Source organism: Myroides oncorhynchi, from assembly GCF_020905415.1.
Lineage (GTDB): Bacteria > Bacteroidota > Bacteroidia > Flavobacteriales > Flavobacteriaceae > Flavobacterium > Flavobacterium oncorhynchi_A.
Window position 1 is genome coordinate 470,108 of record NZ_JAJJMP010000001.1, and the last position, 15,818, is coordinate 485,925.

The window sequence follows — 15,818 nt, forward strand, 5'->3', positions numbered from 1 at the left end:
AGGATTTAGCAATTTATTTGAGACAAGAGCTCGTCAAGAGTGAAGCAAGAATTCTTCAGTAAAAAGGATTTATAGTAGAGTAATATTGAAGAAGTATTGAAGTGGTTATTATCTCTTTTGGACAGACTAAATCAAGATTTGTAAAGCATTGATGTTCTATAAGATCAGTATGATGTCTGTGTACGTTGTTCTACATACTAACCTTAAAAGTTAAATCATGAAGTATCTATATGTACCTTTTATCCCTAAATAACTAAAAAAGGAATTGCTAACGCAATCCCTTCAATGTCATACAGCTATTACAGCCGTTATATTTACTCTTTAAAGAATATATTATTTGCTATCGCTTTCTCTAGATTCTTTACTTCTTTGATTTGTATCTTAGCATCAAAACCTCTAATGTGTTTCATATGGTGAATATCAGATCCTACATAATCTATCATATCATTATTCAGCAAATGATTAGCCGCCTCTAGTACATGTCCTCCATAATACCCTGTAGTAGACAGTAGATTCATCTGAAACTTACAACCTGATTTTTTTAGCTTCTTATACATCTCTGTATTTTTATGGTAGAAGTTATAACGCTCAGGATGTGCTAAAATAATCTCATATCCATTCGATTTTAAATGAAATAGAATATCCATTAACTGGATCGGAGGATTAATATATGACATCTCTACTAATACATAGTTATCTTTTATCGTTAGTAACTTTTCAGATAACACACGTTGCAAGAAACTCTCATCCATCATATACTCAGACGCTACTCTTAACTTCAATGAAGCAGCTTCTTTAGGTAGTACTTGTAACACCTCATCATATTTCGCTAAGATTCCCTCTCTCGTATTATCCCATACTAACGGTGTAGTATGTGGTGTAGTAATCGCTTGATCAAAGCCTAACGCTTTCATAGACTCAATGATTGCTTTAGTATCTTCTTTAGTCTGCGCCCCATCATCTATACCAAACATCAAATGTGAATGTATATCCACAAAATTATTAGGTATTAAGGTCTTTAATTCAGGTTTAGATTTAAATAATCCGAACATATATTTATAATATTTTTTTGTATTAATTATTATTGCGTTTGAGTAATCTCATCTCCATTGCTAAGCTAATCATCGTCAACAACACTAAAGGTAAGGTAATTAATAACTTCTGACTAGTAATATTTAACACAATATATAAGATCACACTTAGTAATGTTAAAACTTGTAGCCCTTTAATCAACTTTACCTTATTTCTTAAAAAAGGCAATAACAAAAAAAAGGGACTACACAATAGAATTGTATTGTTATTTAATAATTCACCATGAAGTGAGTAAAATCCTACTGCAAAAAAGAAAAGCCCTAAAAGCCCCATAATTACAAAATAACAACTTCTTATTACGCGATTATTCATTAATACAGTTAAGATCAATACTATTAAACAAAAGAACCACATAGAATTAACACTGATACCAATATTTTCTATAGATGCATCAGGCTCAAATACTGTAATAGTCTCTGAGACTAAGGGTTTATCATCTATCTTAGTTTCTGCCAATCCATACATAAACTTATCTGGCAAAAATAACAATGTACTCTGTACATCTACCTTAGAACCAAATATTAAATTAATACCTAACATCTCAAAATATCTACTACTTAAATACGAATTCAAGATTGTTCTATATGTTTCTGTATTCCCTTCTACATCTACCTTTACAGGAGATTTGATACTGCTATTTACAATATCTACCACCTTAGTCGTACAATTCTGATCGATAAACTTATAGATATAATATTTATTAGATTCTTCTAGAGATTCATTAAGTTTACCCCATATCACCTGCTTCTCTGTATCAGACAAATCCAAAATCTGCTCATACACTGAACGGTTATCGTATATATATCCTTCTAAAAAGTTTTTATACGTAGAATATTCCGCAAAATACAATAAATTCCCCTTCACGAACTTCCCATAAAAATTAGGTTCACTAAAAGCAAACATACCATAATTATACACACGATCTATTCCTTGGAAAGGATCGCTAACACGTATAGCAGTATGTCCAAACAATGAATACAACTGGTCGCCTGTACCTACAGTTAATACACTAATCTCTGCTCGATCTGATAATGGACGTTCATTCGGAAAAGCTATCTGTACCATACAAAGACAGAATAGTACATATATTATTTTTTTTATCATGCGTTCTTATTGATTTATAACTCAACGTATAATTTGGTTCTTACAAAAATACTTTACTAATCTTTGATTTACAATAAAAACATACACTCTAAACAATATATAAATAATCTGACTCTACAACATTCAAAAATAAAGAGAATTACTCCTCTCCATCGATTAACTTTTACTTTAACAAGATTACATCATCACTATACTTTCGCAGTGGTTTTAACCCATAAATCGCAGTTGATTTATTATAAAACTATACTTGTCGCATTTACTCTCTTCTACATGTACCTAATATATTAATTCTCTAACAAACGTTTAGTCACCTAAACCCAGATTCCGCATTAGCCAAATACTACAAAGCAATTCTACTTCATATCTCTTTCATTAGTTCTTAAACCATACTATAACTAATTCAGTGCTATTTTGTATAATTACTTTTCGTTTATATGTCTATCGCAGAATCAGGATAAATATAGTAGATAGTACAATAAAACATATCTAAAGGTAAATCGTATTATATAAAGTAATCCTTATAAACACTATAAAAATTAGTAACTTTATGATACATTTGTATGATAAAATACAAGTAACTCGTTATAGAGTTTATACAAACAAATTTTAGCTATGAAAAAACACATTCCTAATGCTATCACTTTATTGAACTTACTTTCAGGATTAATTGCCTTAGTGTATGCATTTGATGACAATATCCACATGGCATTCTTATGGGTATGTTTAGGGATATTTTTTGATTACTGGGACGGATTCGTTGCACGCATCTTAAATGTAAAAAGTGAAATGGGCTTACAGCTTGACTCTTTAGCAGATATGGTGACAAGTGGAGTAGTACCCGGTTTAGTAGTATATAAAATGTTAGCCAGCATTCAAGAAAATCAAGAAATATACAATCTAACTCCTGAAACATACTATATGGGAGTAGTACCATACCTAGGGTTTATCATTACTTTAGGAGCTGCATATAGATTAGCAAAATTCAATGTCGATACTAGACAAACTGACTCATTTATAGGCTTACCTACACCTGGTAATGCTTTATTCATATTAAGTATCCCGATGATTATCTCTACAACTAAATCAGAAGAAATTATCTCGATATTAAGCAATCCTTATTTATTAGTAATGATAAGCATCCTAAGTGCTATCATCATGAATGCAGAACTTCCATTGTTCTCTTTAAAAGTAAAACCAAATAACTTAGGAGCATATAAACTTCAGATAGGTTTTGTAATTATATCATTAATACTACTAATTAGCTTGTTATATCTAGCTATACCTATTATTATACTAGTATATATTTTACTATCAATCATAATGAATATGTCTAAAAAGCAAAAAGCTAACTAAAAATAAAAAACGCTATCTAATTAGATAGCGTTTTTCATTTTATCTATCTAAAAAAAAGCAATATTATAGTATCTATAATGTTGCTTTTTTTTATAGCTATTCCATATTGCATAATAATTATTCACATTTTTAAAGTTATAAAAAACAACAATATTCACAATACGAGTATTTAACTTATAAAGTTTCATTTCATCACTTTATAACTATTCATTGGCATAATTATTGGAAACATTATTATAAACTTTTTTTTCATACTACTTTTTTTGCCCTATACATTCTACCCCAAGTATAGGGCTTTTATTCTTAGACTACAGATCCCAAATTGCTAGTATCTGTTTTTCCATTTTGCTGATAAGTTAATTCATCACAATACACTATTTGATTACACTTTATAATAAATGTAGCTAATACCTTTATTTGACTTCTACTTCCATCCTTCTTTTCAATAGACACTGTATGATTAGTAAATACAATATCACCTTCTTCTATGATATGATTAAACTCTAAGGTTAATTGATGTGTCAGTTCTTTTAACTTTTGAATATGCATTGTAAACTGATCAAAATTAAAAATCACACCATCTACACACTGCATATATTTCTTAGAAAAATACAGTTCTATCACTGAAGGGTCATAAATAGCGTTTTCTAATAATGCTTTGAAACAGCTTTTCACAAGATCTTTGTTAGTCATAATTTATTTTATTGAGTTATTGGTTTAGTTTCCGTTAATCATATTTAAGGTAGTTGGTTTCGCTTTAACCATCTTTACAATTGTGTTATGAAAAATAGTTCCCTTAAATAAGGATCTATTTAATCTATATACGAATTCATTAAAGTAAGCTTGGATGTATTTCTTATTGATATGTGAAGGTACAGTCCTAATCCAGGATTTAAGTTGGTGAATTACTACGTGTAATTCTTTAAAATTAGCCCCTTTATCACTTTCTTTTTGAGTGATGTTATACTTTTTTTTCAAAGGATTATACCCTCTCCATTTATCCGTAATTACATTAGCATCTTCTGAAATATGTTGTTCAAATATAGTAGTTAATGATTTAGCAGAATAATCGTCAATACACTTAACATATGCTCTTTTTACTTTGCTATCAGTAGTTAACTCAACAGCTATCACTGCTTTAGTTTTTTTGGTATCATAACTTCTCCCTGGTTTTCCTTGTTCATATCCCCCCACAACGAACTCATCTACATGGACTGTCTCAGTCATAGGATATTGTTCACTACTTTGCATAGCTAGGCGAACCTTGTGCATAAAGCCCCATGCTGTTGGCTGGCTTATACCATAACGTTTACCCATTTGAATACTAGAGATGCTTTTGGTAGAAGTTGTCATCTCAAACACAATCATAAATGCTTTATGTAAACCAAACTTAACTTTATGAAATAAAGTATTAGCAGTTGAACTCTCAACATGTTCACAGTTATAACAATAGTAAGAATGATTAGTTTTTAAGCAACCTTTTTTATGACCACATTTTACACAAGTAAAACCGTTTGACCACTTAATTTTACTTAAATAAGCTTTACATGCTTCGTCATCTGGTAGTTCTTTTACTAAGTTCAGAATGTTTTGACCCTTAAATATTTCCATACTATGGATTTTAAGATACTAATATACGGATGTTAAATTAATAACTCAATTATTTTATTTTATTCTTCTATGCAAAACTAAAATCTCCAAAAGATACAAGCGATAACATTTGTTATTAAAACTTTTCGTTTATTTTAAATTTCTTAAAATATTTAACACTTCATTACTACTAGTACTTATTTATCCATCAAATAGATGGTACTTTTATAATACTTCATCTAAAATCCACACAAATTAAAAACATCATTTCATTACACAAACCTCATTTTAGCCTGCCATTGTATTTAATAATTGCATTATTTGATTTAATTACATATTTTTAATAAAAAAATAACAAAATAATGTTTGAAAATTTAGATCCAACTATTATAACATTTGCCATTTATCTAGTGGTGGTATTAGGGATAGGTGTAGTTGCGTATTTACGCACAAAGGACTTTTCTGACTACATCCTAGGCGGACGTAGTTTTGGTCCAGTAGTAACAGCTTTATCAGCAGGAGCATCAGATATGTCAGGATGGTTACTGATGGGGTTACCAGGTGCAATTTTTGCAAAAGGATTATCTCAAAGTTGGATAGCTATTGGTTTAATTATCGGAGCTTACTATAACTGGAAGTTAGTAGCAGGTCGTCTGCGTGTACATACAGAAATCAATAATAATGCGCTGACATTACCCGACTTCTTCCACAATAGATTTGGCAAAGACGGTCAATTAGTCAAAACAGTATCAGCTATTACTATCTTAGTTTTCTTCACAATATACTGTGCTTCTGGTATGGTAGCAGGTGCTAGATTATTCGAAACGCTATTCCACATGGAATATATCAATGCTCTTTATCTAGGAGCTTTAGCTACGATAGCATACACCTTCATAGGTGGGTTTTTAGCAGTAAGCTGGAGCGATACTATTCAGGCTACCTTAATGCTATTTGCGTTAATCTTAACTCCTGTGATGATTGTTTTATACATGGGAGGATGGGATGCCATCACTACTTATACAAATGAAGCTGCTATTGCTACTAATATTTCTTACTCAAGTCTAACACATAATGTAAGTTTTATTGCAATCATTAGTGCTGCAGCATGGGGTCTAGGATACTTTGGACAGCCACATATCTTAGCACGCTTTATGGCTGCTGATAGCGTAAAGACAATGAAAAATGCTAGACGAATAGGTATGTCATGGATGACACTATGTCTAGGGGGTGCCGTAACGATAGGTTATTTAGGAATTAGCTACTATTATAAACACCCTGAAGTAGCAGGTGTCGTAACGAAAGACAATGAAATGATCTTCATAGAGCTAATCAAACAATTATTTAACCCGTGGGTAGTAGGTATATTACTTTCTGCTATTCTAGCTGCTGTAATGAGTACGTTAAGTGCACAATTATTAATGTCATCTAGTACGCTTACACAGGACTTCTATAAAGCTTACTTCAGAAGAGGGGCTAGCCAAAAAGAACTAGTATGGACCGGTAGATTTGCTGTACTATTAATTTCATTAATTGCCATCTTTATCGCCTATGACCCTGACAGCAAAATACTTGCTTTAGTAGCACATGCTTGGGCTGGTTTTGGAGCTGCATTTGGTCCTGCTATTTTATTCACCCTATTCTGGAGAAAAACAACAGGTATGGGAACCTTTGCAGGGGTGCTAATAGGAGCGGTAACTGTGATTTTATGGCCTATCCTTTTTGGAGATATGATTTATGAAATCATCCCAGGATTCTTATTTAGTTCTATTGCAATCTACTTAGTATCTAGCTATGGAAAACAAGCTTCTGCTGAAATAATAGAGAAGTTCATCTCTGCTGATGCTTTATATCACAAAGAAAAATAATTAGATAAAGTCTATTTATTATAACGAAAACTCTAGGTATATAACACGATAAAAGATGTTATACACCTAGAGTTTTTTCGTTTATCCCAGAATCAGCGATAGGCAGATAAACGAAAAGTAATTATACAAGATAGGTCTGAATTAGCGATTTCAGCATACTATAGTATGGTTATAGAGCTAATGAAAGAACTATGAAGTAGAATTGCTTTGTAGTATTTGGCTAATGCTGATTCTGGGTTTATGAACAACATAAGATTAACATTGTACAAGAAAATGTAAACCAATAACTTTGCACCTCATAAAAACGATAATACGTGCCTCGATTTAATTCACACCCTATATACAATACTCAGTTTATACTAGTATGTTTAAGCTCTTTACTATTCTCTGCTAGCTTTAATATGCTTATTCCAGAACTACCTGATTACTTATCAGGACTAGGAGGGGCAGAATACAAAGGACTAATCATCGGTCTATTTACAATCACTGCAGGTATCTCCAGACCATTTAGTGGTAAGCTAACAGACAAGATAGGACGTGTACCTATTATGGCGATTGGGTCGATAGTATGTTTTGTGTGTAGTTTATTATACCCTATTCTTACCTCTGTATCAGGCTTTTTATTCTTGCGATTATTACATGGATTCTCTACAGGATTCAAACCTACAGCTACGGCAGCTTATGTAGCTGATATCGTACCTAGAGAGCGATGGGGAGAAGCATTAGGCCTACACGGTATAAGTTTTAGTACAGGTATGGCTATAGGTCCAGCCATTGGTAGTACCATAAAGATGTACACCTCAATAGACTTCCTATTCTATACTTCATCTGCTTTTGCTCTACTTTCTATAGTCATCTTAATGAATATGAAAGAGACCCTACAAGTCAAAGAGAAGTTCTCCTTTAAACTACTAAAGATATCAAGAAAAGATATCTTCGATTTCGGGGTATTCCCAGCAGCCTTTGTGACTTTTATGTCCTATATAGCTTATGGAGTTATCCTTACTCTAATCCCTGACTGGACAGGACACTTAGGATTAGAAAACAAAGGAATCTTCTTTATGATTTTTACTATTTCATCTCTTTTAGTAAGGTTTGTAGCAGGTAAAGTATCTGATAAATATGGACGTGTCTTAATCATCAATATAGGATTAGTACTGCTAATTATCTCACTAGCTATTATAGCATTCTACGAATCTACTAATGGTCTATATCTAGGTGCGTTTATATATGGTATCTCCTTAGGTATATTATCCCCAGCATTGAATGCCTGGACGATAGACTTCAGCCAACCAGATCAACGAGGGCGTGCTGTATCTACTATGTATATAGCTTTAGAAGCAGGTGTTGGTGGAGGTGCTTTCTTAGCTGGGTGGTATTATAAAGATAATATCACTAATATCCCTACTATTATGTATGCTAGTGCTGTGGTTATTATCTTGAGTTTAGTCTATATGATGTTTAGAAAACAACTTTCCTTTACAAGAAAAGCATAGCGCAATATTACTTCTTTAAGATTGATTTGACTTGGTGTTGTAATACAGGTATAACCTCTTGTTCAAACCAGATATTATTTGCTTTCCAGATATTATTTCTCGGAGAAGGGTGAGGTAATGGAAAATAAGTAGGTAAATACTCATGGAAATTATTTACATTCTCTGTCAATGAATGGTTTGTCTTTAAATAATAATCTTGTGCGTATTTTCCAATTAACAAGATAAGCTTCACAGAAGTTAATTGTTCTAACAACTGAGCATGCCATGTGGGAGCACATATTTTCTTAGGAGGTAAGTCACCACTCTTTCCTTTGCCTGGATAACAAAACCCCATAGGAATAATAGAGAAATTAGCTGTATCGTAGAACTCCTCTTCTGTCACTCCTAGCCATTGACGCAGTTGTTCTCCACTTTTATCTTTAAAAGGAATACCAGATAGATGTACTTTTAATCCAGGTGCTTGGCCTATAATAATGATTTTAGACTGTACACTAGATAATACCACAGGATTCGCTCCTAGAGGTAATTCCTTCTCACATATCTTACAAGCCCTAATATCACTTAATAACTCATCAAAACGATCCATACCTTATTCTATTTATTGTCCTATTAAATATCGATGTGGGGTAATACCAGCGTGTTTTTTAAAAAACTCTATAAACGCACTATCTGACGAAAACTCCAATACATCTGCTACCTCTGAGATAGTCATATCCTCAGCCAACAACTCCAGAGAGCGGTAATACTTCCACTGCAATCGCCAATCTTGATAGACCATGCCCGTCTCTTTCTTAAAGATACGAGAAATAGTCTTCTCACTTGCTCCTACCTCTTGTGTTAGCTCTTTAAGAAATGGAGGAACTCTTTTATCTATAATAAACTGTCTAATAATATCTTTTAATCTAGTATCTTCTGGTATCTTCAGATGATAATCCTCTATATGAGCTGCGTTTAACTCATTGCTAAATACCTTAACTATAGCGAACTGCTCATCTGTATAAGCCTTCCATTCCCAAAAACATATTCGCTCTATCAATTTTTCTATTAAAGAATTGACCTCTAATACTTTAATAGTATCAGTTGTCCACAACTTCTCTTTGACTGTAAAGTAAATAGAACGGTAAGCAACCACATTTCTAAAGAATACGCGATGAGATAACCTTGCAGGTATAATCAACATGCGTGTAGGTGGTAGAATCACCTGCATATCATTAGTCAGTAAAGTCATACATCCACTAGGAGCATAGAGAAGTTGCAGATGTTCATCGTGCTGATGAAAACCAGAATCATGCCGAACTAAATCAGAAGCTAAGCCTATGACGGATAAGTCTATTCGTTCTGGGTGAAATTCTTGTTCTGAATGCAAATATGCCATTTGTCCTTAAACTGGTATTTAATGAATTTATAGTATTATAAAGGTACTGCAAATTCTAGAGACCTTTGTCAAAAATTAAAAACAATGAAAACAAAAAACAGTTTAGCGCTAATGATTGTATTGATGATGTTCCCTCAATTCGTTGAGACCATTTACAGTCCTGCCTTAACGCATTTAGCTAAAGCATTTGATGTACCGAAGGAGACTACATTATTGACGATAAGTATTTACTTCATAGCCTTTGCCCTAGGAGTTATCTTTTGGGGTATACTAAGCGATTATATAGGTAGAAGAAAAACAATGTTAAGCGGACTAATAACGTATACATTTGCTTCTGTGTTAGCCTTACTTGCCACCAATTTTGAAACAATACTTATTGCAAGATTTGTTGCAGCATTTGGGATAGCCGTAGGATCAGTGATTACACAAACAATGATGAGAGACAGCTATACTGGAGTAGAACTAGCTAAAGTATTTTCTATCATGGGAATCGCTTTATCAGTAAGTCCTGTCATAGGATTATTTATGGGAGGAATACTATCTAATCAATTTGGATACTGGGGAGTATTCACTGTATTAGCAACGTTGGCAATATTGCTATTCAGTACATCCTTCTTCTCCTTAAAGGAGACTAAACAGCGTACAGACAAGATCTCCTGTGATAAAATAATAGCCTTAGCTAAGACGATGTACACTGACTCTCTATTGTGGAAATATGCTTTATTAGTTATGGCTTATAATGTTCTTCTATTTAGTTATTACTCTTTTGCGCCCTTTATATTTGAACAACAAGGTTTAAGCCCAACAGTATATGGATACAGTGGTATTGTACTGGCGGTTGGTTCTTTTATAGGAAGCTCTCTAAACAAAAAATTATTAGAAAAAGGATATTTACCTATTACTTTAATGAAGATCGCAGCCACTATAGCTATCGTTAATGCTTTAGTATTAATACTAATAGGGAACACTCTTTACTTTCTAATCCCAATGGTATTTATTGTAACTGCATTTGGGATAGCTATTCCTAATATCCTTAGTCAAGCCTTACTACAGTACAAATCATCGATAGGTACAGCTAGTGCTTTATTCGGGTTATTATATTATATCTTGATTGGTACTGGTCTATACATTAGTAGTACTATGCCTAGTATCACTGTCGTAATGATTAATTTTGCTACTATAGCGATCTTAGTTTCACTACTTATTAAAAGCAAAAAGACGACTTTATAGCCTTGCTATAAAGTCGTCTTTTTCTTTCTTAATTCTTCTTGACATACCCCATTCCTCTAGAAACAGGCCATACTTCTTTAAATCCATAATGCTCATATAACTTATAAGCTTCACCATCTGCAATTAAGTTTACATAGCATGACTCAGGCAGATTATCATTAATAAATTCTGTCAATGTGGTCATTACTAACTTACCTAATCCTTGTCCTTGGTACTCTGGTAATACACAAATATCCACAACCTGACAATGACATCCACCATCACCTACTAATCTTCCCATACCCACAAACCTATTATTATTCTCTGTATCTAGTATTGATACGCAGCACAGAGAATTCGCAAGACCAATAACCGCAGCCATAATTCTCTTTTCAGATAAACCACAAGTAAGGCGCATCTGTATATAATCTTCTGGTTCTATTATATCATAAGAAACTTTATATCGCATAAATACTATTTTATTTAATTATAAATATTCACAAATATATTATGGTATGAATTCTATACCAAACAGTTTATATAATATCTGATAACTTGTCGCAATACTAGGACATAATCCACTTTTGTTATGGCATATAGCATAAACAATAAAGGCAACTTGTTTCAAGCTGCCTTTATTAAATTATTTATCTTCTGACTGATTTTCTTTTTGATCTTTTGTCAATAGACTTAATTCTACTTGTTCTACAGAGTTGCGATACATCTTAAGTATCTTACCCTCATAATCATCAAGTCTGATAACATCTCCCACATTAAACTCATCATTAGCACATTCCTCACTAATCAAACCTGCTAAGGTATCATAGTGCTCACTCTCTTCAAACTTAATAGGTAGTAATCTATTGATGTCTGAAAGGTTATAATGTGCACTCACAACATACCTACCTTCTCCAATATTTACAACTACAGGTTCTTCGTTATCGTACTCGTCTTGAATCTCTCCTACAAGTTCTTCTAATATATCTTCCATCGTAACAATTCCCGTAAACTCTCCTACTTCATTAGTCGCTATCGCCATTTGTAAGTGTTTAGCTTGAAACTGCTTAAGTACATTTTTAATAAGTGTATTTTCCGAAATATAAATTGGCTCACGTAATAAAGAAGCTAAAGAAGCATTAGTTTTATCCTGAATCATTGCTTTCATCAAATCCTTCGTATAGATTACCCCCTTAATATTGTCTAAATTATCTTCATATACTGGAAAACGTGAATAACCTTCATTAATAGCATAATCGATAGCTTCTAATACGCTAGTGTTAATTTCTATAGCAGAAACATTTTTACGTAAGCTTTGAATATTATTCACTCTTCTATCATCAAAATCAAAGACATTTTGGATTAATACTCTTTCAGTTTCTTCGATTGCTCCACCTTCTTGACTTTCCGTAATAATCATTTTTAACTCTTCCTCCGTATGAATATCTGCACCATGTATTGGACTTATACCCATTAAGCGCAATATCCCGTTAGCTAAACCATTCATTAACCAAATAATTGGTCTAAAAACAAAATAGAAAATACGCAAAGGCCATGCTACTGTAAAAGTTGTCTTTGTCGGAAAGTGAATTGCTAATGACTTAGGTGCTAACTCACCAAAAACAATGTGCAAAATCGTAATAATAGCAAATGCTAATGGAAAAGATATGTTTTTCGCAACACTGTACCATTCTGGTCCAGTAAATCCAAAAAACTCAAATAAATACATAATAACTGGGGTTAAAGAACTCTCTCCTACCCACCCTAAACCAAGTGATGCTAATGTAATTCCTAATTGAGTAGCAGCTAAATAAGCATCTAAGTTCCCTACAATGCCTTTTGCTATTACAGCTACCTTTGAATTTAATTCTTGATGAACTTCTATTTGTGAGGTACGGACTTTAACTATTGCAAATTCCGCAGCAACAAAAAAACCGTTCAAAAAAACTAAAAATAATGTAAGTAACAATTTACCTACTGAAATCTCTTCGTGTACAATGTTAGAGCCAGCTAACATTGTAATGATCTGGGCGTATGTATCCATTTTATGAATTAAAAAAAGCCAATGTTAAATCTTTTTAATGGCTTAAGAATTATATCCTTGCAATATAAATCTCATATCAAAAATAATAATTAATTTGATACATTATATATCATTATCACTAATTTTTAAAAAATATTAAAATACTTATAAAAATAGCTTCACTACTTCAGTTTTTATCACATAAAATGAAGTGTACTCATCATAATTATAAGAATCTCTACTTTTGACTAAATTCTACATAGAGTCTTTATCAAAATGAAAGGGCAATATATTCATCAAAGATGGAGAATAACATACTTTCCCTTCAACTCCCATAAAATACATCTCAATTGGAGCGTCCTGTTTTACCTCGTATTCCAAAATACTTTGTCTACAAGCTCCACAAGGAGGTATTGGGCTATTAGTCAATTTTAAATCAGATGAAGCTGTAATAGCCATCTTTACTATTCTTTTACCAGGATAATTAGCACCAACATAAAAAATAGCTGTTCTCTCAGCACAAAGACCTGATGGGAAGGCTGCATTTTCTTGATTAGACCCCACCACAACAGTACCATCTTCTAACAATATAGCAGCACCTACTCTAAACTTAGAATATGGAGCATAAGCTTGTTTGCGAACTTCAATAGCTCTATTCATTAAATCCTGGTCAGATGGTGCTAATTCAGCTAGTGAATCATATTCCAAAAAAGTTGTAACGATTTCAATTTTTTTCATAATCCTTGACAATTAGAGATAAAAAATCCAAACACATCGTTTGGGATGGTTTGGATTCTTATACAAATATACTATTTTTTTTAACCCGAAATACGCAATAGACAGATAAACGAAAAGTTATTATACAAAAAAATCTGAATTAGTGATTCAACTATATTTTAGTATAGTTTTAGAGCTAATAAAAGAGCTATGAAGCAAAATTACTTTGTAATATTTTAACTAATGCGGATTTGGATTTTAACCTCTTGGATAAGTTTTTCTTCCTAAATCAAATGTTAGTGAGAATCTCAACGTATTTTCCATAGGGTTATTAATTTTCGAAGTTGAAAACAAGTATGATAAGTCAATTGTCATCATACTGTATTTAAACCCTGCTCCAAGAGTTGCATATTGTCTTGCTCCTTTTTCTGGACTTTCATGGAAGTAACCAGTTCGAAACGCAAACTTATTATCATACCAATATTCCGCACCCAAAGACCAAGCAATTTCTTTCATCTCTTCACTAAATCCATTAGGAGCATCTCCAAATGATTTGAACACTCCTTTAAACCAACTAATATCATTATACTTTAAAACCTCTTCAGAATCTGTTCTATCTTTTGGAGGAGTAGGCACAAGTAGTTTATTAATCTCCGCACCCACTGTCAAGGTATTTTGGTTGTCTATAATAAAATCAAAACTACCTCCTAACTTTAAATTTGCTGGCAAAAAAGAACCAAACTGATCATCCTCGTACTTAATTTTAGGTCCTAAATTTTGGATATTAAAACCTGCTCTCCATCGACCATCAAATCCGTTAAAACGCATCATATCAGACTCATAAAATCCCGAAATATCAACTGCGACTTGACTAGCCATTGAATTAGACCCGTCTGTTTCAGGCATGCGTAGATTGGAATTTATAAAACGTCCTGTTACCGCCATACCAAAACGATCACTTAATTTTAGTGAATACGAGATATCTACAGCAAATTCATTTGGTTTCTTGATAACACCGTTAGATTGATAATCTGATCTAAACTCCATATCACCCATTCCAAAATAGCGCAAACTACCTCCTATAGCACTTCTTTCATTAAACTTATTATAGTAAGTCAACTGGCCTAAAGCCATATCATTACTAACCTTAGACATATAAGGGCTATAGTTTAAAGAGAAGCCTTGTGATTGAGTTGCAAACGCATATTTCGCAGCATTATGTTGCTGTGAAAACACATCACTAGAGGTTCCTACCCCCATATCTCCCATACCAGAAGATCTAGCATCTCCAGATATCAATAGAAATGGAACACCTGTTGTTATAGGTCTAACCACATTTTGAGCATTAATATACTGTCCTGCTAATACAGTAAGGAATAAGGCCGTAACTTTTCTCATCTTTAATTATTTAAGATTCACAAATATAAGCTTTTTAACATTTCTAAAACAATCACTCTTTTATTTTAAATATCACTCTTAGACATTTAAATACAGCAAAGCATGCTTTATACGAACTAATCAAATAGATACTAGAAACTCTATCTATTGAATTATAATAATATTTACGTATGGTAAACTTAATATATTTAATTCTACCAAACTCATAGAAATCATACTACAAATCAAACAAAATCAAACCATTATTACATAATTTAAATATTTCATACTATAAATAATCGTTCCAAAATATAAAAAGACATAAAAACATATAATTTACAGCCTAACATTTTTCTTTTTAAACCAAATGAGACTCTTTAATTTTTCTATCAAAAATTAAACTCCTTAACCCTATAATCACGATAGATTATTAAGCGACAAGTAATAATACTGGATAGATCTGAATTAGTGATAAAAAAATAGTTACAAAGCTAATGAAAGACTATGAGGTAGAAGAACTATGAATATTTGGTTAATGACAATTCTAGATAATAGGAAACACACATACAAAGGTTCCTCAATTCAACTTACTTTTTTTAAACAAAACGAAATTACAAATC

General features: G+C 32.4%; 14 protein-coding genes. 4 read left to right on the forward strand and 10 right to left on the reverse strand.

Features of this window, described 5'->3' with window-relative positions:
• Positions 1–314: 314 nt before the first annotated feature.
• Positions 315–1,052, reverse strand: a complete 738-nt coding sequence (locus LNQ81_RS01930; RefSeq protein WP_229944495.1) for a tyrosine-protein phosphatase — start codon at positions 1,050–1,052, stop codon at positions 315–317.
• 22 nt (positions 1,053–1,074) lie between these two features.
• Positions 1,075–2,196 (reverse strand): lipoprotein N-acyltransferase Lnb domain-containing protein, encoded by a 1,122-nt coding sequence (locus LNQ81_RS01935; RefSeq protein ID WP_229944496.1) that lies wholly within the window; start codon positions 2,194–2,196, stop codon positions 1,075–1,077.
• Between the two features lie 612 nt (positions 2,197–2,808).
• On the opposite strand from LNQ81_RS01935, the gene LNQ81_RS01940 reads away from it, so the two are divergent.
• On the forward strand, positions 2,809–3,549 hold the full coding sequence (locus LNQ81_RS01940) for a CDP-alcohol phosphatidyltransferase family protein (RefSeq protein ID WP_229944497.1): 741 nt from the start codon (positions 2,809–2,811) through the stop codon (positions 3,547–3,549).
• Between the two features lie 303 nt (positions 3,550–3,852).
• Here the strand turns inward: LNQ81_RS01940 and LNQ81_RS01945 are convergent, their stop codons facing one another.
• Entirely contained in the window at positions 3,853–4,242 is a 390-nt protein-coding gene (locus LNQ81_RS01945) for a hypothetical protein (RefSeq protein ID WP_229944498.1), read from the reverse strand.
• Between the two features lie 24 nt (positions 4,243–4,266).
• Positions 4,267–5,160, reverse strand: coding sequence for an IS1595 family transposase (locus LNQ81_RS01950; RefSeq protein ID WP_229944191.1), 894 nt, complete (start codon positions 5,158–5,160; stop codon positions 4,267–4,269).
• 341 nt (positions 5,161–5,501) lie between these two features.
• Here LNQ81_RS01950 and putP point away from each other — a divergent pair, with 341 nt between their 5' ends.
• Together putP and LNQ81_RS01960 are read left to right on the forward strand one after the other, a co-directional pair.
• Positions 5,502–7,004, forward strand: coding sequence for a sodium/proline symporter PutP (putP, locus tag LNQ81_RS01955; RefSeq protein ID WP_229944499.1), 1,503 nt, complete (start codon positions 5,502–5,504; stop codon positions 7,002–7,004).
• Between the two features lie 314 nt (positions 7,005–7,318).
• A complete protein-coding gene (locus LNQ81_RS01960) occupies positions 7,319–8,500 on the forward strand; it encodes an MFS transporter (RefSeq protein ID WP_229944500.1) in 1,182 nt (393 codons plus the stop codon).
• A 7-nt stretch (positions 8,501–8,507) separates the two neighbouring features.
• Here the strand turns inward: LNQ81_RS01960 and LNQ81_RS01965 are convergent, their stop codons facing one another.
• Positions 8,508–9,086: a uracil-DNA glycosylase family protein gene (locus LNQ81_RS01965; protein ID WP_229944501.1), complete on the reverse strand. Its 579-nt coding sequence runs from the start codon at positions 9,084–9,086 to the stop codon at positions 8,508–8,510.
• Positions 9,087–9,098: 12 nt separating this feature from the next.
• The gene (locus LNQ81_RS01970; RefSeq protein ID WP_229944502.1) at positions 9,099–9,875 is read right to left on the reverse strand and encodes an AraC family transcriptional regulator; all 777 of its coding nucleotides are present in this window, start codon (positions 9,873–9,875) and stop codon (positions 9,099–9,101) included.
• An 84-nt stretch (positions 9,876–9,959) separates the two neighbouring features.
• Here LNQ81_RS01970 and LNQ81_RS01975 point away from each other — a divergent pair, with 84 nt between their 5' ends.
• Positions 9,960–11,105, forward strand: a complete 1,146-nt coding sequence (locus tag LNQ81_RS01975) for a multidrug effflux MFS transporter (RefSeq protein ID WP_229944503.1) — start codon at positions 9,960–9,962, stop codon at positions 11,103–11,105.
• Between the two features lie 28 nt (positions 11,106–11,133).
• On the opposite strand, the gene LNQ81_RS01980 is transcribed toward LNQ81_RS01975, so the two are convergent.
• From LNQ81_RS01980 to porV, 4 genes are all read right to left on the reverse strand, one after another.
• On the reverse strand, positions 11,134–11,553 hold the full coding sequence (locus tag LNQ81_RS01980) for a GNAT family N-acetyltransferase (protein ID WP_229944504.1): 420 nt from the start codon (positions 11,551–11,553) through the stop codon (positions 11,134–11,136).
• Positions 11,554–11,727: 174 nt separating this feature from the next.
• Positions 11,728–13,125: a hemolysin family protein gene (locus tag LNQ81_RS01985; RefSeq protein ID WP_229944505.1), complete on the reverse strand. Its 1,398-nt coding sequence runs from the start codon at positions 13,123–13,125 to the stop codon at positions 11,728–11,730.
• A gap of 234 nt (positions 13,126–13,359) precedes the next feature.
• On the reverse strand, positions 13,360–13,842 hold the full coding sequence (cdd, locus tag LNQ81_RS01990) for a cytidine deaminase (RefSeq protein WP_229944506.1): 483 nt from the start codon (positions 13,840–13,842) through the stop codon (positions 13,360–13,362).
• Between the two features lie 237 nt (positions 13,843–14,079).
• Positions 14,080–15,219: a type IX secretion system outer membrane channel protein PorV gene (gene porV / locus LNQ81_RS01995; RefSeq protein ID WP_229944507.1), complete on the reverse strand. Its 1,140-nt coding sequence runs from the start codon at positions 15,217–15,219 to the stop codon at positions 14,080–14,082.
• Between the last annotated feature and the right edge of the window lie 599 nt (positions 15,220–15,818).

Excerpts from the sequence above, each read along its gene's own strand:
- LNQ81_RS01985 (WP_229944505.1), bottom strand. The coding sequence starts at position 13,125 with ATGGATACATACGCCCAGATCATTACAATGTTAGCTGGCTCTAACATT.
- LNQ81_RS01950 (WP_229944191.1), bottom strand. The coding sequence starts at position 5,160 with ATGGAAATATTTAAGGGTCAAAACATTCTGAACTTAGTAAAAGAACTA.
- putP (WP_229944499.1), top strand. The coding sequence starts at position 5,502 with ATGTTTGAAAATTTAGATCCAACTATTATAACATTTGCCATTTATCTA.
- LNQ81_RS01975 (WP_229944503.1), top strand. The coding sequence starts at position 9,960 with ATGAAAACAAAAAACAGTTTAGCGCTAATGATTGTATTGATGATGTTC.
- LNQ81_RS01965 (WP_229944501.1), bottom strand. The coding sequence starts at position 9,086 with ATGGATCGTTTTGATGAGTTATTAAGTGATATTAGGGCTTGTAAGATA.
- LNQ81_RS01940 (WP_229944497.1), top strand. The coding sequence starts at position 2,809 with ATGAAAAAACACATTCCTAATGCTATCACTTTATTGAACTTACTTTCA.
- cdd (WP_229944506.1), bottom strand. The coding sequence starts at position 13,842 with ATGAAAAAAATTGAAATCGTTACAACTTTTTTGGAATATGATTCACTA.
- LNQ81_RS01930 (WP_229944495.1), bottom strand. The coding sequence starts at position 1,052 with ATGTTCGGATTATTTAAATCTAAACCTGAATTAAAGACCTTAATACCT.
- LNQ81_RS01980 (WP_229944504.1), bottom strand. The coding sequence starts at position 11,553 with ATGCGATATAAAGTTTCTTATGATATAATAGAACCAGAAGATTATATA.
- LNQ81_RS01945 (WP_229944498.1), bottom strand. The coding sequence starts at position 4,242 with ATGACTAACAAAGATCTTGTGAAAAGCTGTTTCAAAGCATTATTAGAA.
- LNQ81_RS01970 (WP_229944502.1), bottom strand. The coding sequence starts at position 9,875 with ATGGCATATTTGCATTCAGAACAAGAATTTCACCCAGAACGAATAGAC.
- LNQ81_RS01935 (WP_229944496.1), bottom strand. The coding sequence starts at position 2,196 with ATGATAAAAAAAATAATATATGTACTATTCTGTCTTTGTATGGTACAG.
- porV (WP_229944507.1), bottom strand. The coding sequence starts at position 15,219 with ATGAGAAAAGTTACGGCCTTATTCCTTACTGTATTAGCAGGACAGTAT.